General features: G+C 50.8%; 21 protein-coding genes and 1 pseudogene. 12 read left to right on the forward strand and 10 right to left on the reverse strand.

The window, feature by feature from the left end; genetic code table 11:
- Positions 1-84: 84 nt before the first annotated feature.
- A complete protein-coding gene (mobB, locus tag OGY67_RS14010; RefSeq protein WP_095533157.1) occupies positions 85-603 on the reverse strand; it encodes a molybdopterin-guanine dinucleotide biosynthesis protein MobB in 519 nt (172 codons plus the stop codon).
- A complete protein-coding gene (mobA, locus tag OGY67_RS14015) occupies positions 585-1,169 on the reverse strand; it encodes a molybdenum cofactor guanylyltransferase MobA (protein ID WP_003028614.1) in 585 nt (194 codons plus the stop codon). Before mobA ends, mobB begins: the two co-directional genes overlap by 19 nt.
- A gap of 69 nt (positions 1,170-1,238) precedes the next feature.
- Between mobA and OGY67_RS14020 the strand changes: the two genes are divergently transcribed.
- The 3 genes from OGY67_RS14020 to dsbA all read left to right on the forward strand — a co-directional run bounded on the left by OGY67_RS14020 (position 1,239) and on the right by dsbA (position 3,211).
- Complete coding sequence (locus OGY67_RS14020) at positions 1,239-1,508, forward strand: YihD family protein (protein WP_003028616.1); 270 nt, start codon at positions 1,239-1,241, stop codon at positions 1,506-1,508.
- A gap of 76 nt (positions 1,509-1,584) precedes the next feature.
- Complete coding sequence (locus tag OGY67_RS14025; protein WP_048215210.1) at positions 1,585-2,571, forward strand: serine/threonine protein kinase; 987 nt, start codon at positions 1,585-1,587, stop codon at positions 2,569-2,571.
- Between the two features lie 16 nt (positions 2,572-2,587).
- Positions 2,588-3,211 carry a thiol:disulfide interchange protein DsbA gene (dsbA, locus tag OGY67_RS14030; RefSeq protein WP_003028621.1) on the forward strand — a complete coding sequence of 208 codons (624 nt, stop codon included), beginning with the start codon at positions 2,588-2,590 and terminating at the stop codon, positions 3,209-3,211.
- Positions 3,212-3,224: 13 nt separating this feature from the next.
- On the opposite strand, the gene yihG is transcribed toward dsbA, so the two are convergent.
- Entirely contained in the window at positions 3,225-4,088 is an 864-nt protein-coding gene (gene yihG, locus OGY67_RS14035; RefSeq protein WP_248281685.1) for a 1-acylglycerol-3-phosphate O-acyltransferase, YihG family, read from the reverse strand.
- On the opposite strand from yihG, the gene OGY67_RS14040 reads away from it, so the two are divergent.
- The 3 genes from OGY67_RS14040 (at position 3,973) to spfP (ending at position 7,524) form a co-directional block, all read left to right on the forward strand.
- Entirely contained in the window at positions 3,973-4,308 is a 336-nt protein-coding gene (locus OGY67_RS14040) for a hypothetical protein (protein WP_286574116.1), read from the forward strand. The two genes, yihG and OGY67_RS14040, sit on opposite strands and share 116 nt — an antisense overlap.
- Positions 4,309-4,523: 215 nt before the next feature.
- Positions 4,524-7,310 carry a DNA polymerase I gene (gene polA / locus OGY67_RS14045; RefSeq protein ID WP_234691964.1) on the forward strand — a complete coding sequence of 929 codons (2,787 nt, stop codon included), beginning with the start codon at positions 4,524-4,526 and terminating at the stop codon, positions 7,308-7,310.
- A gap of 166 nt (positions 7,311-7,476) precedes the next feature.
- Positions 7,477-7,524: a small protein SpfP gene (spfP, locus tag OGY67_RS23800; RefSeq protein ID WP_071892919.1), complete on the forward strand. Its 48-nt coding sequence runs from the start codon at positions 7,477-7,479 to the stop codon at positions 7,522-7,524.
- A gap of 119 nt (positions 7,525-7,643) precedes the next feature.
- On the opposite strand, the gene yihA is transcribed toward spfP, so the two are convergent.
- Positions 7,644-8,276, reverse strand: a complete 633-nt coding sequence (gene yihA, locus OGY67_RS14050; RefSeq protein WP_008786982.1) for a ribosome biogenesis GTP-binding protein YihA/YsxC — start codon at positions 8,274-8,276, stop codon at positions 7,644-7,646.
- A 209-nt stretch (positions 8,277-8,485) separates the two neighbouring features.
- On the opposite strand from yihA, the pseudogene OGY67_RS14055 reads away from it, so the two are divergent.
- The 3 genes and pseudogenes from OGY67_RS14055 to hemN all read left to right on the forward strand — a co-directional run bounded on the left by OGY67_RS14055 (position 8,486) and on the right by hemN (position 10,912).
- A pseudogene (locus OGY67_RS14055) lies at positions 8,486-8,671 on the forward strand (hypothetical protein).
- A 169-nt stretch (positions 8,672-8,840) separates the two neighbouring features.
- On the forward strand, positions 8,841-9,350 hold the full coding sequence (gene yihI / locus OGY67_RS14060; protein WP_003028627.1) for a Der GTPase-activating protein YihI: 510 nt from the start codon (positions 8,841-8,843) through the stop codon (positions 9,348-9,350).
- Between the two features lie 188 nt (positions 9,351-9,538).
- A complete protein-coding gene (gene hemN / locus OGY67_RS14065; protein ID WP_032950661.1) occupies positions 9,539-10,912 on the forward strand; it encodes an oxygen-independent coproporphyrinogen III oxidase in 1,374 nt (457 codons plus the stop codon).
- A gap of 87 nt (positions 10,913-10,999) precedes the next feature.
- Here hemN and OGY67_RS14070 read toward each other — a convergent pair whose 3' ends face one another.
- From OGY67_RS14070 to glnA, 4 genes are all read right to left on the reverse strand, one after another.
- A complete protein-coding gene (locus tag OGY67_RS14070; RefSeq protein WP_020996121.1) occupies positions 11,000-11,110 on the reverse strand; it encodes a YshB family small membrane protein in 111 nt (36 codons plus the stop codon).
- 112 nt (positions 11,111-11,222) lie between these two features.
- Entirely contained in the window at positions 11,223-12,632 is a 1,410-nt protein-coding gene (glnG, locus tag OGY67_RS14075) for a nitrogen regulation protein NR(I) (protein ID WP_003825317.1), read from the reverse strand.
- Positions 12,633-12,642: 10 nt separating this feature from the next.
- Entirely contained in the window at positions 12,643-13,692 is a 1,050-nt protein-coding gene (gene glnL, locus OGY67_RS14080) for a nitrogen regulation protein NR(II) (protein ID WP_008786986.1), read from the reverse strand.
- Between the two features lie 282 nt (positions 13,693-13,974).
- Entirely contained in the window at positions 13,975-15,384 is a 1,410-nt protein-coding gene (glnA, locus tag OGY67_RS14085; RefSeq protein ID WP_008786987.1) for a glutamate--ammonia ligase, read from the reverse strand.
- 379 nt (positions 15,385-15,763) lie between these two features.
- On the opposite strand from glnA, the gene typA reads away from it, so the two are divergent.
- Positions 15,764-17,587, forward strand: a complete 1,824-nt coding sequence (gene typA, locus OGY67_RS14090; protein WP_008786988.1) for a ribosome-dependent GTPase TypA — start codon at positions 15,764-15,766, stop codon at positions 17,585-17,587.
- A 67-nt stretch (positions 17,588-17,654) separates the two neighbouring features.
- On the opposite strand, the gene OGY67_RS14095 is transcribed toward typA, so the two are convergent.
- A complete protein-coding gene (locus tag OGY67_RS14095; RefSeq protein WP_008786989.1) occupies positions 17,655-18,443 on the reverse strand; it encodes a DeoR/GlpR family DNA-binding transcription regulator in 789 nt (262 codons plus the stop codon).
- A gap of 39 nt (positions 18,444-18,482) precedes the next feature.
- Complete coding sequence (locus OGY67_RS14100; RefSeq protein ID WP_008786990.1) at positions 18,483-19,379, reverse strand: sugar kinase; 897 nt, start codon at positions 19,377-19,379, stop codon at positions 18,483-18,485.
- Between the two features lie 172 nt (positions 19,380-19,551).
- Here OGY67_RS14100 and yihU point away from each other — a divergent pair, with 172 nt between their 5' ends.
- Positions 19,552-20,442, forward strand: coding sequence for a sulfolactaldehyde 3-reductase (gene yihU, locus OGY67_RS14105; protein WP_008786991.1), 891 nt, complete (start codon positions 19,552-19,554; stop codon positions 20,440-20,442).
- Positions 20,443-20,467: 25 nt separating this feature from the next.
- Positions 20,468-21,355: an aldolase gene (locus OGY67_RS14110; RefSeq protein ID WP_008786992.1), complete on the forward strand. Its 888-nt coding sequence runs from the start codon at positions 20,468-20,470 to the stop codon at positions 21,353-21,355.
- The last annotated feature ends 22 nt before the right edge of the window (positions 21,356-21,377 follow it).

Genomic DNA, 21,377 nt, shown 5'->3' on the forward strand with positions numbered 1-21,377 from the left:
CCTTATCCGGCCTGCAGGGGCCGGGCTGAACGTATTTTGTAGGCCTGATAAGCGCAGCGCATCAGGCACATCACAACACCACGGTTACCATCTTATCCATTGCGTAACAAAATCAGCAAGTTGCTGTATGTCGTTGATATCTAACAATGGAACATCCACTGTCAGCGGAACATCACTGGCAACCGCGATAACATATTCGTCTATCGCCAATTCTTCAGGACTATGCCCGCAACCGTCGCGAAAAAGCACGATCTTAGCGACAGGTTCATGCTTAAACCCTTCAACCAGCACTAGATCCAACGTCGCTGCATCCATCCGGCTTACCAGATACGCTAAATCCAGTTCGGGCTCTTCCGGTGTTTCTACCATTAATGCCCAACGTTGCTGGCTGGCGACCAGCGTTTGTGCTGCACCGGCTTTGCGCAGTTCATAGCTATCTTTACCGGGCTTGTCGACATCCATATTGTGATGAGTATGTTTAATCAATCCGGGACGTATACCTCTGGCACGTAGTTCCGGGATCAACTTTTTGAGCAGCGTGGTTTTTCCCGTGCCGCTCCATGCCGCAATGGCGAGTAATGGGATCATGATTTTTCCTGCCATTTTGCGAGCTCTTCGGGGGTGTTCACGTTTACGAACGCATCTTTATGATCGCTGAAATCGACAGCATGACCGCCAGCCAGACGCATAAAGACCATAACGCGTCGTTCACCGGACTGAAGATAATCCTGCAGCAAAGGCTGCATAGAGCGGTGCATCAGCGCAATGGTTGGGTGATCTCTTTCCCCATCATGCACCCAGACAACGGGTGCAGCTTTACGTTGCTCTTTTAGACGAGCGACCAGATCGTGAGGAATATAGGGCATATCGCACGGGCAAAACAGAAACCACTCCCCCGTTTGCTGCAGGAATACCGATAGCATCCCGGCCAGTGGGCCAGGGAAATCGGCCAAGGAATCGGGAATAACTTTCAGGCCGCTTTGCTGGTATATATCCCGGTGGCGATTGGCATTCACCACCACGGTTTCGACCTGCAAAGCGAGAATGTCGGCCACATGCCGCCAAAGAGGTTTACCGTCCAGTTCAAGCAGACCTTTATCGGTCCCACCCATCCGTCTGGCCTTACCGCCAGCCAGCACAACCCCTGTTATTGCACTATCCAGAATCACTGATATCGCCTCTTTTAATGTGGGATTGACCCTGCTAACGTATCTGTATTGAGCCTAAGGAGCAAAACCATGAAATGTAAACGTCTGAATGAAGTTATTGAACTCCTCCAGCCTGCCTGGCAGAAGGAACCCGATCTTAACCTGATGCAATTTTTGCAGAAACTGGCGCAAGAGTCAGGTTTTGACGGCGAACTGGCGGATTTAACTGATGACATTCTGATCTATCACCTGAAAATGCGAGACTCAGCGAAGGATGCTGTCATCCCAGGTATTCAGAAAGATTATGAAGAAGATTTTAAAACCGCACTACTCCGCGCTCGTGGCGTAATTAAAGAGTAAAAGCTTGTAATCGCCGCCACCGAAAGCGCTGCGAAATGATATCCTGAATCATTCGTAGTATTTTCCGGATGATGGGATGAACGACAACGCTTTTAACTTCCAGACGCTACACCCGGATACCATCATGGATGCACTGTTTGAGCAGGGGATCCGGGTGGATTCCGGGCTTACCCCGCTTAACAGCTATGAAAACCGTGTCTATCAATTCCAGGACGAAGACCGTCGACGCTTTGTCGTTAAGTTTTATCGCCCTGAACGTTGGTCTGTCGATCAGATCCAGGAAGAGCACCAGTTTGCTCTGGAACTGGTAAGCGATGAAGTCCCGGTAGCTGCGCCGTTGGTACTGAACGGCCAAACGCTGTTAAGTCACCAGGGTTTCCATTATGCGATCTTCCCCAGCGTCGGTGGACGACAGTTTGAAGCCGACAACATCGATCAGATGGAGGCGGTGGGGCGCTATCTCGGGCGTATGCACCAGACCGGATGCAAGCGTACTTTTACCTTCCGACCGACGATTGGCCTTGAAGAATACCTGACTGAGCCGCGTAAAGTTTTTGAACACGCACAGCTTATCCCATCAGGGCAAAAAGCGGCTTTCCTGAAGGCAACGGATGCGCTTATCGCGGTGGTTACCGAACGCTGGCATACGCGTTTTACTACGTTACGCCTGCACGGTGATTGTCATGCCGGTAATATTCTGTGGCGCGATGGCCCGATGTTTGTCGATTTAGATGATGCCCGCAATGGTCCGGCTATTCAGGATTTATGGATGCTCCTCAATGGTGATAAAGCTGAACAACGCATGCAGCTAGAAACCATTATCGAGGCTTATGAAGAGTTTAGTGAGTTCGACATCTCTGAAATCGGACTGATAGAACCTTTACGCGCTATGCGTTTAGTTTATTATCTTGCCTGGCTGATTCGACGTTGGGCTGACCCTGCGTTCCCAAAAAACTTCCCGTGGTTAACCGGGGAAGATTACTGGCATCGTCAGACCGCGACCTTTATTGAGCAGGCAAAAATTCTGCAAGAGCCCCCCTTACAATTAACGCCAATGTATTAATCGGAGAAACTTGAACATGAAAAAAATATGGCTGGCGCTGGCTGGTATGGTCTTAGCTTTTAGCGCATCTGCAGCGCAGTTCCAGGATGGTAAACAATACATCACCCTGGAGAAGCCTGTTGCGGGTGAACCGCAAGTGTTGGAGTTCTTCTCCTTCTACTGCCCGCACTGCTACCAGTTTGAAGAAGTGCTTCATGTATCTGATAACGTGAAGAAAAAACTGCCGGAAGGCACCAAGATGACCAAATACCACGTCGAGTTTCTCGGGCCGTTGGGCAAAGATCTGACGCAGGCATGGGCGGTTGCTATGGCGCTGGGTGTTGAAGATCAGGTTACTGTTCCGCTGTTTGAAGGCGTTCAGAAAACGCAGACCGTTCAGTCGGTTGCTGACATCCGTAAAGTGTTTGTCGATGCGGGTATTAAAGGCGAAGACTATGATGCGGCATGGAACAGCTTCGTAGTGAAATCTCTCGTGGCACAGCAGGAAAAAGCAGCGGCTGATTTACAGCTGCAGGGCGTTCCGGCGATGTTCGTGAATGGCAAATATCAGGTCAACCCGCAGGGCATGGATACCAGCAGCATGGATATCTTTGTACAACAGTATGCGGATACCGTGAAATACCTGGTCGGTCAGAAGTAAAAGCAAAAGCCGGTCACTGACCGGCTTTTTTATTTGCGGCTTTAATCGCGTCGAGCTGCGCGTCTTTCTCACTCCACAGCGTATTCAACCACAGCTGAAAGCGGCGCTTGAATGCCTTATCGTTCACGTAATCACCGTGTAACTCTTCATGGATTGGCTCCAGATTCACCCGCACGACAATCCTCGTTAGCTTACCGCTCAGCATGTCGTAGAAAGGCCGACTGCTGTTTTCCGGATAGCATAACGTGACGTTCAACATTTTATCGAACTGTGACCCCAGTACGTTTAATGCCATCGCAATACCTGCCGCCTTGGGTGGGAGCAGGTTTTGATAGGGTGAGCGGGTTTGCTCACGTTTATCTTTGGTAAAGCGCGAACCTTCGACAAAATTCACAATGGTTGTCGGGTGTACGCGAAACTTCTCGCAGGAACGACGGGTTGTTTCGACATCTTTACCACGGCGTTCCGGATGGCGAAGCAGATAGCCACGTGAATAGCGTTTCATAAACGGCATATCCAGCGCCCAGCAAGCCAGGCCAATAAAGGGCACCCAGGCCAGCTGTTGCTTGAGGAAATATTTATTCATCGGGATGTGCTTACGGAACAGAACGCAAAGCACAACGATATCGGCCCAGCTGTAATGATTACAAATGAGCAGATACCAGTTTTTCTTGCTAAGACCTTCCAGCCCTTCAACATCCCACTTCAGCCGTGGATTAAGGTGCAGCAGTAGCGCCAGACCTTCACACCAGCAGTACATCATGAAATTACAGAAGACAGAAACCTTGCGCCAGACGACAGGAATGGGCAAAAGGAGTTTCACAACCCCGGCAAGGATGATCGGCACAGAACAAAAAATCGTGACCAATATGGTCAATACGATACTCAGCAACAGCGTTATCGCAGCGAGTATTCTCGTCATAATTAAATTATTCAAAAGGTTAGCCATAGACAGTGCGCGAAAGAGGCGCAAGGGGCTGATTTTATCAGAAAACGAACCAAATGATGGATCTTCCCTGAATAGAAAAAAAGAGAATATCTATCCACATCAGGATATAAGCTGTAAAAATGGAATAAAATGCCGTGGGTTTATTTAACCAATTGAAAATGTTGTATAAATACAATGGAGCATTAATTGCCTTGCTATATTTAAAGAGCTGAAAATTATTTATTCACAAAGTTATCCACAGCTATCTTTGCGAGCAAAGCAGAAGATCTGCAAAAGTTTTTCGACAAATGCGGCGAAAAACTCATGTTTTCATCCTGTCTGTGGCATCCTTTACCCATAATCTGATAAACAGGCACGGACATTATGGTTCAGATCCCAGAAAACCCACTTATCCTTGTAGATGGCTCATCTTACCTGTATCGCGCATACCACGCGTTCCCACCGCTGACTAACAGCGCAGGAGAACCTACGGGCGCGATGTACGGTGTCCTCAACATGCTGCGTAGCTTGATTCTGCAATATCAACCAACCCATGCAGCGGTGGTATTCGACGCCAAGGGTAAAACCTTCCGTGATGAATTATTCGAACATTATAAGTCTCACCGCCCACCGATGCCGGACGATCTGCGTGCGCAGATTGAACCTCTGCATGCGATGGTAAAGGCGATGGGGTTGCCACTGTTGGCTGTTTCTGGCGTGGAGGCGGACGATGTTATCGGTACGCTGGCGCGGGAAGCAGAGAAGATCGGTCGCCCGGTGCTGATTAGCACCGGTGATAAAGATATGGCTCAGTTGGTGACGCCGAATATCACCCTTATCAACACCATGACCAATACGATCCTCGGCCCGGATGAAGTGGTAAATAAGTACGGCGTCCCGCCGGAACTGATCATCGATTTCCTGGCGCTAATGGGTGACTCCTCAGATAACATTCCTGGCGTTCCAGGCGTAGGCGAAAAAACCGCTCAGGCACTGCTGCAGGGGCTGGGTGGGCTGGATACCCTCTATGCCGAATCAGACAAAATAGCGGGGCTGACCTTCCGTGGTGCGAAAACCATGGCGGGCAAACTTGAGCAGAATAAAGAGGTGGCGTACCTCTCTTATCAATTGGCTACCATCAAAACCGATGTTGAGCTGGAATTGACCTGTGAGCAGCTGGAAGTGCGTCAGCCCGCTGCAGAAGAACTGCTTGGCCTGTTTAAACAGTATGAATTTAAACGTTGGGTTACCGACGTTGAAGCGGGTAAATGGCTACAGGCGAAAGGGACGAAGCCGGCGGCAAAACCGCAAGAAACTATTGTCGTCGATGAAATGCCTGAGGAGCCGGCCACGGTTCTTTCGTATGAAAACTATGTGACGATTCTGGACGAAGCGACGCTGGAAGAGTGGATCGCTAAGCTGAAAAAAGCACCTGTCTTTGCCTTCGATACTGAAACTGACAGCCTGGACAACATTTCCGCGAATCTGGTTGGCCTGTCTTTTGCCATTGAACCGGGTGTGGCGGCGTATGTTCCTGTTGCCCACGATTACCTGGATGCTCCTGACCAGATCGCGCGCGACCGTGCGCTGGAGCTGCTAAAGCCGCTGCTGGAAGATGAGAACGCGCACAAAGTCGGGCAAAACCTGAAGTACGATCGCGGCATCCTGGCGAACTATGGCATCGAGCTGCGCGGCATCACCTTTGACACCATGCTCGAATCCTACATTCTTAACAGCGTCGCTGGACGACACGATATGGACAGCCTGTCGGACCGCTGGCTGAAACATAAAACCATCACCTTTGAAGAGATCGCCGGAAAAGGCAAAAACCAGCTTACCTTTAACCAGATAGCACTGGAAGAGGCTGGTCGTTACGCTGCGGAAGACGCCGACGTTACGCTACAGCTGCATCTGAAAATGTGGCCAGAATTGCAGCAGCATAAAGGGCCGTTGAACGTCTTTGAAAATATCGATATGCCGCTGGTGCCGGTTTTGTCTCGCGTTGAGCGCAACGGTGTGAAAATCGATCCGGCTGTTCTGCACAAGCATTCAGAAGAGCTGACGCTGCGTTTGAATGAGCTGGAGCAAAAAGCGCACGAGATCGCCGGAGAAGCGTTTAACCTCTCTTCCACTAAGCAACTGCAAACTATCCTGTTTGAAAAGCAGGGTATTAAGCCGTTGAAGAAAACCCCTGGCGGCGCGCCATCAACGTCGGAAGAGGTACTGGAAGAGCTCGCGCTGGATTACCCATTGCCGAAAGTGATCCTGGAATATCGTGGTTTAGCAAAACTGAAGTCGACCTATACGGATAAGCTTCCGTTGATGATTAACAAGAAAACCGGGCGCGTGCACACCTCATACCATCAGGCGGTTACTGCCACCGGGCGCTTGTCTTCAACGGATCCAAACCTGCAAAACATCCCGGTACGTAATGATGAAGGTCGTCGTATTCGTCAGGCGTTCATTGCGCCAGAAGACTACCTGATTGTCTCTGCGGACTACTCACAGATTGAACTGCGTATCATGGCGCACCTTTCACGTGATAAAGGTCTGCTTACCGCGTTTGCCGAAGGGAAAGACATTCACCGCGCAACGGCGGCAGAAGTCTTTGGTTTACCGCTTGATTCTGTGACCAGCGAGCAACGCCGCAGCGCTAAAGCCATTAACTTCGGTTTGATCTACGGGATGAGCGCCTTTGGTTTGGCGCGCCAGTTGAATATTCCGCGCAAAGAAGCACAGAAGTACATGGATCTCTACTTTGAACGCTACCCTGGTGTGTTGGAATACATGGAACGCACCCGAGCGCAGGCGAAAGAGCAAGGCTATGTAGAAACGCTGGAAGGTCGCCGTCTCTATTTACCGGATATTAAATCCAGTAATGGTGCTCGTCGCGCTGGTGCTGAACGTGCGGCTATTAACGCCCCGATGCAGGGAACTGCCGCAGACATTATCAAACGAGCCATGATTGCCGTGGATGGATGGCTGCAAACCGAGCAACCGCGCGTGCGCATGATCATGCAGGTACACGATGAACTGGTGTTTGAAGTGCACAAAGATGATCTGGAAAGCGTCTCCAAAAAGATCCACCAACTGATGGAAAACGAGACTCAGATTGACGTGCCGTTGCTGGTGGAAGTCGGGAGTGGTGAAAACTGGGATCAGGCGCACTAAGGGTTTACTTAATAATGCGCCTTTTTCGTAACTAAGCAACATAAGAGAGAGCTTTTTGTGATGTCCATTAAAATTCCCTATGTAAGGAATGAAAAAAAATTACAAAAAGTGCTTTCTGAGCTGCTCAAAAAAGAGTAAAGTTATTCTCGTAGGGTACAGAGGTAAGATGTTCTATCTTTCAGACCTTTTACTTCACGTAATCGGATTTGGCTGAATATTTTAGCCGCCCCAGTCAGTAATGACTGGGGCGTTTTTTATTGTGCGAAAGAAAAGTTTTGCACATGCTGTAGGCCGGATAAGACGCGCAGCGGCGTCATCCGGCATATCGGTGGGTTATTCCCCTTCCTGCACCTCTTCAACCGGTGCCAGTTCACTAAACCAGCTATCCAGTTTTTGCCGCAGTTTGTCCACACCCAGTTTTTTCAGCGATGAAAATGCTTCTACCTGCACATCACCGTTAAATGCCAGTACGGCTTCACGTACCATATTCAGCTGCGCTTTGCGTGCACCGCTGGCCAGCTTATCTGCTTTAGTCAGCAGTACCAGCACCTGAACGTTGCTCTCAACTGCCCACAGGATCATCTGTTGATCGAGATCTTTTAACGGATGACGAATATCCATCAGCACTACCAGACCTTGCAGGCTCTGACGCTTTTCCAGATATTCAGCCAGCGCGCGCTGCCATTTACGCTTCATTTCTTCTGGAACTTCGGCATAACCGTATCCTGGCAAATCGACCAGGCGTTTGCCGTCAACGACTTCAAACAGGTTGATGAGCTGAGTACGACCCGGCGTTTTAGATGTACGCGCCAGACCTTTTTGATTCGTCAGGGTATTTAGCGCACTGGATTTGCCTGCGTTGGAACGGCCAGCAAAAGCCACTTCGATACCGGTATCGGAAGGTAAGTGGCGAATATCAGGCGCACTCATCACAAAGTGCGTCTGTTGATAATTCAAGTTAGTCAAAGCAGTCCTCTCCATCAATCAGGGCTTTGCAGCGATTATACCTGAACCCCAGCAAAAGGCTGGTTTTTCGACGAGTGAGCTGTGTAAGTAAAAACCTCGCGCTTTGTGAGACATTGCCGACAGTTTCTATACGAGATGACAGAGTAAAAAATGACAGAACTAAAATAAATCATATGGTTACATTTGGGCGCTATTCTTAAAATCAGAAATTGTTACCCAGGTTACTTGTACGTTTAAACCAAAACGGTAAAGTAGCGTCCATAGCGAGGAAGCTGACAGGATAGACGACTCAGGATGAGGGTCAGGAGCGCCAGGAGGCGAAGACACAGGATTGTCAGGAAGACAAACGTCCGGAGACGTTAGTAAAAGGAAATGGAAACAACACGGAATGTTAGAGGCTAAGGGAAAAACAGGGTGTGTTGATAGCCAACAGGGATTGTAGAGCCCGTAAGGGTTGAGAGTCAGGAAAAAAGGCGACAGATTACTCTGTCGCCTTTTTTCTTTATTTCTGCTAGATTCCGGCGCAATTATATACTGAATAAAAACAGCCAAAGACGAATCATGATGAAACCAACTTCTACACCACGCGGTAAAGGTCCTGCAAAAGCGCGTCGTAAAACACGCGAAGAAATTAACCAGGAAGCTCGCGACCGTAAGCGCCAGAAAAAACACCGTGGTCATGCGGCAGGTAGCCGTGCGTCCGGTAGTGAAGGCGCATCTGGTGGCGGAAACCAAAATAAGCAAAAAGATCCTCGTATTGGCAGCAAAACCCCCATTCCATTGGGCGTGACCGAAAAAGTCACCAAACAGCACAAACCGAAGAGTGAGAAACCTATGCTTTCACCACAGGCTGAGTTGGATTTACTGGAAACGGATGAGCGCCTGGATGCGCTGCTGGAGCGTCTTGAAGCAGGAGAAACCCTGAGCGCGGAAGATCAGTCCTGGGTTGATGCCAAGCTGGACCGCATCGATGAGCTGATGCAAAAGCTGGGTCTTTCCTACGATGACGAGGAAGAAGAGGAAGAAGAAGAAAAGCAGGAAGACATGATGCGCCTGCTGAAAGGCGGCAACTAACGGTTTTACACCGTGGGTCTTCCCGTCCTGCTTATAACCCTTCCGGTTATATGTTATCTGGTGTGGTTATTCGTTAAACTACAGCGGTTGTCGCGGCGACAGAAGTGGCTGCGCAACCGACTTATCACCCGTACTGGGGTTAAGTCGGTACGCCGTACCCGCCAGAGACGCCATCGGAAGGAGTGAGCATGTCAGAGCAGTTAATAGACTGGGACCTGGCCCTGATCCAGAAATATAACTATTCCGGGCCACGATATACCTCGTACCCGACCGCGCTGGAGTTTTCTGAAGACTACGGCACTGAGGCATTTCTAAAGGCCGTGGCGCGTTATCCTGAGCGTCCTCTCTCGCTGTACGTTCACATCCCGTTCTGCCACAAGCTGTGCTACTTCTGCGGCTGTAACAAGGTCGTGACTCGCCAGCAGCATAAAGCCGATCAATACCTCGATGTCTTAGAACAAGAAATTATTCATCGCGCACCGCTGTTCGCCGGACGCCATGTCAGTCAGCTGCACTGGGGCGGCGGCACGCCAACGTACCTGAATAAAGCGCAAATCAGTCGTTTGATGTCGCTGCTGCGTGGCAACTTTAACTTTAACGACGACGCTGAAATCTCGATCGAAGTGGATCCGCGAGAAATTGAGCTGGATGTGCTCGATCATTTACGCGCTGAAGGTTTTAACCGCCTGAGCATGGGGGTGCAGGACTTCAATAAAGAAGTTCAGCGCCTGGTGAACCGTGAGCAGGATGAGGAATTCATCTTTGCGCTGCTGAATCATGCGCGTGAGATTGGCTTTACCTCGACGAATATCGATCTGATTTATGGTTTGCCAAAACAGACGCCGGAAAGTTTCGCCTTCACCCTGAAACGCGTTGCTGAGCTGAATCCAGACCGACTGAGTGTCTTTAACTACGCGCACCTGCCGACGCTGTTTGCCGCTCAGCGCAAAATTAAAGATGCCGACCTGCCCAGCGCGCAGCAGAAGCTGGATATCCTGCAGGAAACCATCTCTTCACTGACCGAAACTGGCTATCAGTTCATTGGCATGGATCACTTTGCCCGCCCGGATGACGAACTGGCCATTGCTCAACGTAAGGGTGTGCTGCATCGTAATTTCCAGGGTTATACCACCCAGGGTGATACCGATCTGCTGGGAATGGGCGTGTCAGCCATTAGTATGATTGGTGACAACTACGCGCAGAACCAGAAAGAGCTGAAGCGCTATTATCAGCAGGTAGACGAGCAGGGGGACGCGCTGTGGCGCGGAATTGCCCTGACCCGTGACGACTGCATTCGTCGGGATGTTATTAAGCTCCTGATCTGCAACTTCCGCCTCGACTATGCCGCTGTGGAACAGCAATGGGATCTGAACTTCGCTGACTATTTTGCCGAAGACCTGAAACTGCTGGCACCGCTGGCGAAGGATGGGCTGGTGGATGTCGATGAGAAGGGGATTCAGGTCACGCCGAAGGGCCGTCTGCTGATCCGTAATATTTGCATGTGCTTCGATGCGTATCTGCGCCAGAAAGCGCGGATGCAGCAATTCTCGCGGGTGATTTAACGCTTTTCCGGGTGGCGCTTCGCTTATCGTGCCTACGAAAATCTCAATACGTAGGTCGGGTAAGCGAAGCGCCACCCGGCGAACCCGCTAGCTGAACAGTCCAACCAGCGCTGCGCACAATACTGCGGCGACCGCAGTTTGTGGCGTATGGCTTTCGACCGCACCGCTCGACAGCAGATTAATGATTGATTCCAGCATGATGACTTCCCCCCGTTAGTCGGGCACGATCATACTTAACTCATCGGAACAGTAAAGCGCAAAATAGCAGCTATTTGCGCTCAATTATTAATCTTTACACAGTGACGATATGTCACTCCATTCCGAGTTCTTTTAGCTTACGCGTCAAGGTATTACGACCCCAACCGAGCAAGCGTGCCGCTTCCTGTTTATGCCCCTGGGTATGACGTAGCGCGGTAGTCAACAGCGTGCGCTCCATCTCTGGTTGGGCCTCAGAAAGCAAGTTTTGATGACCGGAGCGTAATGCCCGATCCGCCCACTGTGCCAATAGCGTTGCCCAACTATCCGGCTGCATATGGGACGGTGCATCTGGCACAGAGGTTTCAAACAGCTCGGTTGGTAAGTCCTGAATCAGTACTTCCTGCCCGGCGGCCATTACGGTTAACCAGCGGCAGGTATTCTCAAGCTGACGCACGTTACCTGGCCAGGCCAGACGGGTGAGCGCAGCCTCGGTTTCCGGGTGTAATTGTTTGGCTTCCACCCCCAGTTCGCGGGCGGCCTCCTGCAGGAAATGACGCGCCAGGCGGGGGATATCTTCCCGACGTTCGCGCAGTGGCGGCAGATGTACCCGAATGACGTTCAGGCGATGGAATAAGTCCTCACGGAATTTGCCTTCCTGCACGCGCAGTTCAAGATTCTGGTGCGTGGCGGCGATAATGCGTACATCTACCTTTACGGGCGCGTAACCGCCAACGCGGTAAAACTGTCCGTCGGCTAATACGCGCAATAAACGCGTTTGCACGTCCAGCGGCATATCGCCAATTTCATCGAGGAACAGCGTACCGCCGTCTGCCTGTTCAAAGCGCCCCTGACGAATGGTATTCGCCCCGGTAAACGCGCCTTTCTCGTGGCCAAACAGCTCAGATTCGATCAAATCTTTCGGGATTGCCGCCATGTTCAGCGCGATAAACGGCGCTTTGACGCGCGGGCTATGACGGTGCAACGCATGGGCGACCAGCTCTTTACCGGTTCCTGACTCCCCATTAATCAATACGCTGATTGAAGACCGGGATAGGCGACCAATAATGCGAAAAACGTCCTGCATTGCTGGCGCTTCGCCGATGATGTCGGTTGTAGGGCCGTTAATCTGAACATTGCGCGGCTGCTGCTGTTCCTGATAGTGACTGATGGCGCGCTCGACCAGCGCCACAGCTTCATCAATATCAAAAGGTTTGGGCAGATAATCAAACGCCCCTTGCTGATAGGCGCTGACGGCGGCATCCAGATCGGAGTGCGCGGTCATTATGATGACCGGAAGCATCGGATGCCGCTGTTTAATCTGTTTTAACAGCGTCAGGCCGTCCATACCCGGCATGCGGATATCTGACAACAGCACGTCCGGCGTTTTGCTGGCCAGCGCGTCCAGTACCTCTTTACCACTTTCAAATGTGGTACAGCTTAGCCCTGCCCCTGCGAGCGCACGTTCAAGCACCCAACGGATGGAACTATCGTCATCAACGACCCAGACTATTCCTCGTTGCATAAACGTCACCTTATTTCCTGATAGGCAGGTAAACCGAGAACTCGGTATGACCCGGCCAACTGGTAAATTCAATTTTGCCGGAATGTTGATCAATCAAATTACGGGCGATAGATAATCCAAGGCCGGTACCGCCTTCGCGACCGCTAACCATTGGGTAGAACAGCGTATCCTGCAAATGCGAGGGGATACCTGGACCGTTATCCTCTACATCAATTCGTGCCGCCAGACGGTAACGCATGCCGTGTAGCGTGAGCTGAAACGCGGTGCGGGTGCGCAGAATGATCTCGCCGCCTTCCGGTCCCAGCGCCTGCAAAGCATTGCGTACGATGTTCAGCAAAACCTGCTCGATCTGGTCCGGGTCGTGCAGTAATTCGGGCAGACTTGGGTCGTAATCCCGGATTAGCGTGACGTTTTCCGGCAGCTCCATCGAGACCAGCGCCACCACGCGTTCCGCCACTTTGTGAATACTTTCCGTGATGTGCATGCCGGGCTGTTGTGGCCCCAGCAGACGGTCGACCAGATTACGCAGGCGGTCCGCCTGTTCAATAATGACTTTGGTATATTCGGTCAGCGCCGGGTCCGGAAGCGCTTTACTGAGAAGTTGCGCCGCACCGCGTAATCCGCCCAGCGGGTTTTTAATTTCATGTGCCAGACCACGCACCAGATCGCGGGCAGCAATCTGCTGGGCGTGCTGGAGCTGTTCCTGACTCAGACGGCGCTGGTTATCCATAGGGGCCATCTCCAGCAAGATAAGGCCATCAGGCAGCCTCTGAGCGGTCACAGAGAGGATATGTGAGTGGCTGTCTATCACCAGCGTCACTTCGTTATCCGTAAAGCCCTGGCCTGCTTCCAGGCTCTCTCGCATCAGTCCGATGTTTAAGGAGAAATAACTCAACAGATCGGGAAGCGGTGTACCAAACAGTTTGCGGGAGCTTTGGGCGAGCAACTGCTGTGCCGCCGGGTTGGCGTAATGTACAGCCAGCTCATCGTCGACGAGTAAGATGCTGTTGATTAAAGAATTTAGGATCTGCCCAGCATCGGGCAGCGTGCCGGTTGCCATTCAGCAGTCTCCTGAAAAGTGTTGCACCAATTTAGTGCATTATAGCTTTTTACATCAAAAAAGCGCGAAAAAGCAGGTTGTTAGTGGAGAAAAAAGCCCATCCAGAGATGGGCTACAGATGACTGGCAAACATAGATGCCGGATGGCGGATTTGCCTTATCCGGCCTACAAGGTAATGTTACCCTCCAGGCCTGATAAGTTTGCGCCATCAGGCGTCCTATCATTCACCATCGATCTCAAGCCTGCCTGAGCAGGCTAAAAGTTCCACGGCAACTCAAACGATTAAACGCTGTAGTACAGCTCAAACTCTACCGGGTGCGGAGTCATGCGCACGCGGTCATCTTCTTCGCGACGCAGCGCAATGTACGCATCGATCGCTTCATTGGTGAACACGCCGCCTGCGGTCAGGAACTCGCGGTCCAGATCCAGTTCTTTCAGTGCTTCTTCCAGAGAACCAGCAACCTGTGGGATCTCTTTCGCTTCTTCCGGCGGCAGGTCGTACAGGTTTTTGTCCATTGCTTCGCCCGGGTGGATCTTGTTCTTAATACCGTCAAGACCAGCCATCAGCAGCGCTGCGAAGCACAGGTATGGGTTAGCAGCCGGGTCCGGGAAACGCACTTCGATACGACGCGCTTTCGGAGAAGCAACTACCGGGATACGGATAGACGCAGAACGGTTACGGGCAGAGTAAGCCAGCATTACCGGTGCTTCGTAACCCGGGACCAGACGCTTGTAGGAGTTGGTGGTCGGGTTAGCCAGGGCGTTGATCGCTTTAGCGTGTTTGATTACTCCACCGATGTAGTACAGCGCCTGCTCAGACAGACCTGCATATTTGTCACCGGAGAACAGGTTTACGCCGTTCTTGGACAGGGACATGTGGCAGTGCATGCCGGAACCGTTATCGCCAAACATTGGTTTTGGCATAAAGGTCGCGGTTTTACCGAAACGGTGAGCGACGTTGTGAACGACATATTTGTAGATCTGAATTTCGTCCGCTTTTTTGGTCATGGTGTTAAAGCGGGTCGCGATTTCGTTCTGACCGGCAGTCGCCACTTCGTGGTGATGCGCTTCAACAACCAGGCCCATTTCTTCCATGATCAGACACATGGTAGAACGGATATCCTGAGAAGAATCTACCGGAGGAACCGGGAAGTAACCGCCTTTCACGCCTGGACGGTGACCTTTGTTACCACCTTCGTATTTGGTGGAGGAGTTCCATGCGCCTTCGATGTCATCGATAGCCACGTGGGAACCGGAAATAGTTGCGCCGAAACGGATGTCGTCAAACAGGAAGAATTCTGGCTCTGGCCCGAACAGAACGGTGTCTGCGATGCCGGTAGAACGCAGATACTCTTCAGCACGTTTAGCGATGGAGCGCGGGTCACGGTCGTAGCCCTGCAGCGTACCTGGTTCCAGGATATCGCAACGGATGATCAGGGTAGACTCTTCAAAGAACGGGTCGATGAGAGCAGTAGACGCATCTGGCATCAGAACCATGTCTGATTCGTTAATGCCTTTCCAGCCACCGATTGAGGAGCCGTCAAACATTTTGCCTTCTTCAAAGAATTCGGCATTTACCTGATGAGCAGGAATAGTGACGTGCTGTTCTTTACCTTTGGTATCAGTGAAGCGTAAATCAACAAACTTCACTTCGTGTTCGTTCAGCATCGTCAAAACGTGTTCAGCGGACATACTTACTCTCCCGGATTGGTCATTGTCGTCGTGGTAACGAAGTCTTCAATTCTGCAAAAATTGGCCGTGTCGCCATAAAAAATATAAAGCGAAATCTGTGCCAACTTTTAAATTGCCCCTAAAAGGCGTTATCATGCGCACCATCGTGCAAAGGGGCTGCACCATGAAGGTTGTATTGCACCATTATAGTGCTTTAATGTGAACATTAAGCACCATATTGGTGCAAAGCATGTCAGATTACCCCTTTTAACGCTCCGTGAATGTGATCACAAAGAAACTCTGCAATACTTGTTTGCGGAGGATGTTTGTGATCCTGTTTTGTACTGCGATTAATCCGTGTACAATAACGCGCTATTTCTAAAATGCCTGAGGCAAAGTTGTGATCGAAAATTTGCGTAACATCGCCATCATCGCGCACGTAGACCATGGTAAAACGACCCTGGTAGACAAGCTGCTCCAACAATCCGGTACGTTCGATGCACGTGCTGAAACCCAAGAGCGCGTGATGGACTCCAACGATTTGGAGAAAGAGCGTGGGATTACCATCCTCGCTAAAAACACCGCTATCAAATGGAATGACTACCGTATCAACATCGTTGATACCCCGGGGCACGCCGACTTCGGTGGTGAAGTTGAACGTGTAATGTCCATGGTCGACTCTGTGCTGCTGGTGGTGGATGCAATGGACGGTCCGATGCCGCAGACGCGCTTCGTGACCAAAAAAGCCTTTGCCCATGGCCTGAAGCCAATTGTTGTTATCAACAAAGTTGACCGTCCTGGCGCGCGTCCTGACTGGGTTGTTGATCAGGTATTTGACCTGTTCGTTAACCTCGACGCTACCGACGAGCAGCTGGACTTCCCGATCGTTTACGCTTCTGCGCTGAACGGTATCGCGGGTCTGGATCACGAAGACATGGCTGAAGACATGACTCCGCTGTATCAGACTATCGTTGATCGTGTACCGGCTCCGAGCGTAGATCTTGATGGCCCGCTGCAGATGCAAATCTCTCAGCTGGACTACAACAACTACGTTGGCGTAATCGGTATCGGCCGCATCAAACGCGGTAAAGTTAAACCGAACCAGCAGATCACTATCATCGATAGCGAAGGCAAAACCCGTAACGGTAAAGTCGGTAAAGTTCTGACCCATCTGGGTCTGGAACGTATCGAGAGTGATATTGCCGAAGCAGGCGATATCATCGCGATCACCGGTCTGGGCGAACTGAACATCTCCGACACCATCTGCGACCCGCAGAATGTTGAAGCGCTGCCAGCTCTGTCCGTTGATGAACCGACCGTTACCATGTTCTTCTGCGTAAACACCTCTCCGTTCTGCGGTAAAGAAGGTAAATATGTTACCTCTCGTCAGATCCTTGACCGCCTGAACAAAGAGCTGGTGCACAACGTTGCGCTGCGCGTTGAAGAAACCGAAGATGCGGATGCGTTCCGTGTATCCGGTCGTGGTGAGCTGCATCTGTCTGTTCTGATCGAAAACATGCGTCGTGAAGGTTTCGAAATGGCGGTTTCCCGTCCGAAAGTAATCTTCCGCGAAATCGATGGCCGTAAACAAGAGCCGTTCGAAAACGTAACGCTGGACGTTGAAGAGCAGCACCAGGGTTCTGTGATGCAGGCTCTGGGTGAGCGTAAAGGCGACCTGAAAAACATGAATCCAGATGGCAAAGGCCGCGTACGTCTTGACTACGTGATCCCAAGCCGTGGTCTGATCGGCTTCCGTTCAGAATTCATGACCATGACTTCCGGTACCGGTCTGCTGTACTCCACCTTCAGCCACTACGACGATGTTCGTGCGGGTGATGTTGGTCAGCGTCAGAACGGCGTACTGATCTCCAACGGCCAGGGTAAAGCAGTTGCGTTCGCACTGTTCAGCCTGCAGGACCGCGGTAAGCTGTTCCTGGGTCACGGTGCTGAAGTTTACGAAGGCCAGATCATCGGTATTCACAGCCGCTCTAACGACCTGACTGTAAACTGCCTGACCGGTAAGAAACTGACCAACATGCGTGCGTCTGGTACTGACGAAGCAACGGTTCTGGTTCCGCCGGTTAAGATGACTCTGGAGCAGGCTCTGGAATTCATCGATGACGACGAACTGGTAGAAGTAACACCAACCTCTATCCGTATCCGTAAGCGTCACCTGACTGAAAACGATCGTCGCCGTGCAATGCGTGGCGCGAAAGAAGAGTAATTAACACTCTTTTTCAGGTAAGCACAAAAAAGCCGCTGATTATCAGCGGCTTTTTTTATCTAAAAGATCAGGTCGTTTCCTGCTCTGCAATGACTAGCTCAATATTTTCTAAATCAAGCAATTGCTTGAATGAATTTGGTGGCTGGGAATCGGTAAAAAATGCCCGAATTTTACGCATATTACCGATGGATACAGCGGCTGAGGCGGTAAACTTAGTATGATCAGCAACTAACAGCGTATTACGTGCATGCTTAATCATCGTTTTGGCGACAAGCGCTTCGTTAACGTCAAATTCTAATAGTGTGCCGTCTTCCTCGATGGCACCAATACTGGTAATCAAATAGTCGGCTCTAAATCCTTCAATAAAGTTCACTGCTCCTGGGCCAACAATACCGCCATTATGAGCACGTAACGTTCCACCGGGCACCATAACCTCAAGATCTTGATTCTTATATAAGATCTGCGCAACACGAAGACTGTTAGTAATGATGCGAAGATCCCGACGGTTCAGCAAAGCTCGTGCGACGGCTTCCACCGTTGTACCAATGGTAATAAATACCGTACAGCGTTCAGGAAGATAATCAGCAACCGCTTCCGCTATCGCTTCTTTTTCCTGGGTAAGGGACAACTCTCGCTGTTCAAAGGCGGTATTCATGACGCTGGATACACGTCCGGCTCCACCATGATGTCTGGTGATCAAGCCCTGTTCGCTTAACTTACGAATATCCCGGCGCACGGTTTGCGTGGACACGTCCAGCAATTGTGCGAGCTCTTCGATATTCATATAGCCGCGTTCTGTAATGTAATGAACAAGTTGATCGTGTCGCGGATTACCGGTGACTTCAATGATGCTCATGAATACTCCTGGACTTCTTCCCCGTAATTGTTGGCTATTTTACGCATAAAGTGACAAAAATGATTCGGTTTGCGCACGATTAGGAATTCCGGCTCGTCCGCCCGCCTGAGTGCATTTCATCGCCGCCACCGCACTTGCGAAGCGAATCGCCTGGTCAGTCGGCATTTGCTCTGCAAGAGCTGCTGCCATTGCACCATGGAAAACATCGCCTGCACCGGTTGTATCCACAACATTGACAGAAAATGCAGTCTGTTGACACATATGACCATTTTCGATCCATAGTGACCCTTCGCCGCCAAGCGTAACGTACACTTTACCATTGGTTTGCTCAGCGGCCAGTTTAAGTGCCTGTTGTGCATCATCTTGCCCGGTCATTCTCTTCAGACCTGGAGTTGAAAAAACGGCATGATCGGCAAGCGCCACCAATGGGGTTATATCTTGTGGTGTCATATCGGCATCCAACAGCGTTGGAACTCCGGCGGCACGTGCCAGTTCGAAGGATTTCAACGTCCCTTCATGCCAACGTACATCGGCCAGAACGATGTCATAACGGGAAAAATCAATCGACTCCAGCCACCTTGCATCCGTATCGAGATCCGGGCTTGGATAGTTCACGATAATGCGTTCGCCATGCTGGTCGACCAAAATTGCGGACTGGGATGAACGGGAGTTCGGGTATTGCCGGCAGAACGCGGTATTGACCCCCCAGCTCTGAAGCTCGTTAAGCAAGGTATTCCCACAACTGTCATCGCCTACACGGCCTATAAAATCAACGTCAATACCAAGCCGGGCAATGGCGACAGCTGCTGTTGCCGCCGGGCCGCCACCTGTCTCCAGATATTGATTTGACTGATATTTTCCCCCGCCATCGGGCAGGTTGTTCAGAGAATAAATACGGTCCTGAACGGTGATTCCAACACATGCAATTCTGGTCATATTTGGTTAGTCCTGTGTGATCTTGTCTTCTTTTGTTCATTTTAATGACATAAATGATCAAATTAGTGACGCGTGTCTTGTTTTTAGTCATAAATTACAAATATGCTCAAAAACAGACGAAAACGAGTTTTTAATTGTAATTATTTTGTCAACCTGAGACAGGAGAGCATTCATGACAACCGTTGCATTTTTGGGCTTGGGCCAGATGGGCAGCCCAATGGCTAATAATCTGTTGCAAAAGGGACATGCTTTGCGTGTGTTCGACGTAAACCAACAGGCAGTCAATGAATTAGTACAAAAAGGTGCGACTGCTGCTCAAACACCTGCTGAAGCCGCTAAAGGTGCCGAATTCATAATCACTATGCTGCCAAATGGCGACATCGTTCGGCAAGTTCTGCTGGGTAAAGATGGCGTCAGCGAAGGCCTGTCCCCCAATGCCCTGGTTATTGACATGTCCACGATTCATCCATTGCAGACCGATGAGTTGATTCATGAGATGAAAGAGAAAGGCATCAGCATGATGGATGCCCCCGTGGGCAGGACGTCAGTTAACGCGATTGACGGCACGCTGCTGATTCTTGCTGGCGGAACGCCTGAACAGGTTGAACGTGCTCGCCCTGTGCTGATGTGTATGGGGAATGAGCTGGTGGAAGCTGGCGGTCCCGGTATGGGGATCCGCGTAAAGCTCATCAATAACTATATGAGTATTGCGCTGAACGCCTTGTCAGCGGAAGCCGCTGTTCTTTGCGAATCATTGGGTTTGAGCCTTGATGTGGCCATTAAGGTCATGAGCGGTACTGCCGCAGGCAAGGGGCACTTTACGACAACCTGGCCTGGCAAGGTACTTAAAGGAGACCTTTCTCCGGCATTCATGGTGGACCTCGCGTTGAAAGACCTGCGTATTGCCGTCGATGTCGCTAGTCAGACCGGTGCGCCGCTCAATATGGGCATTGCAGCAGAAACCTATTACACCCGTGCCAGCGAGAACGGTCGAGGCCGTCAGGACTGGAGTGCGCTGTTATCTCAGGTTCGTCAGCAGGCTGGCCGACCAGATTCACTCTAAATTTTAAACAGTTACAGGAGTTATTATGTCTTCCCACAATACCCCATACACGCTGAAAGATATTTCTCGCCCTGGCGGTGGATTTGCCATGCTGGCCGTTGATCAGCGTGAAGCAATGCGTCTGATGTTTGCAGCGTCTGGACATCCTAAACCTGTTGCCGACAGCGTATTGACTGATTTTAAAGTTGCAGCAACACAAATTCTGTCTCCCTACGCTTCAGCGGTTCTGGCAGATAAACAATTTTGTCTCGATCAGATTGTCTCTCAAGGTGCAGTCGCTGATTCATGTGGACTGATTGTGGCGGCTGACCATTTTGTTCCGGGTAATGGTATTCCGGTTGATAGTGTCGAAATTGACAGAGCAATTGATCCGCATAAAGCCCGCGAAATGGGTGCGAAAGCCATGAAGTTGTTAGTGCTGTGGCGTGAAGATGAACCCGCAGAAGAACGTTTGGCTATGGTGGCTGAGTTTGTTCAACGCTGTCGTAGCGCAGGGCTGGTCAGCATCATTGAGCCGGTCGTTCGTCCTCCTCGTCGTGGCTGGGAATTTGACCGGGAAAGCGCCATCGTTGCCGCAGCGGCTGAACTCGGCTGCACCGATGCTGACCTCTATAAAGCTGAAATGCCATTAGGCGGCAAAGGTGATGAACAGACCCTACTTGCTGCGTGTCAAAAGTTGCATGAACAAATGAAAATGCCGTGGGTCATTCTCTCTTCTGGTGTTGATGCGGACATTTTTGGCCGCGCGGTCCGTATCGCCATGAAGGGTGGAGCTTCCGGATTCCTGGCAGGGCGTGCCGTTTGGGCATCGGTTGTTGGTGCTCAAGATCCGCAAACAATGTTGCGTGATGTGTCGGTTCCACGCTTACAACGCCTGGCAGAAATCGTCGATGAAGGGATTTCTCAGCGTTAATCACCCATTTTAACGAATCTGG

This window comes from Citrobacter sp. Cpo015 (assembly GCF_030333035.1).
Lineage (GTDB): Bacteria > Pseudomonadota > Gammaproteobacteria > Enterobacterales > Enterobacteriaceae > Citrobacter > Citrobacter portucalensis.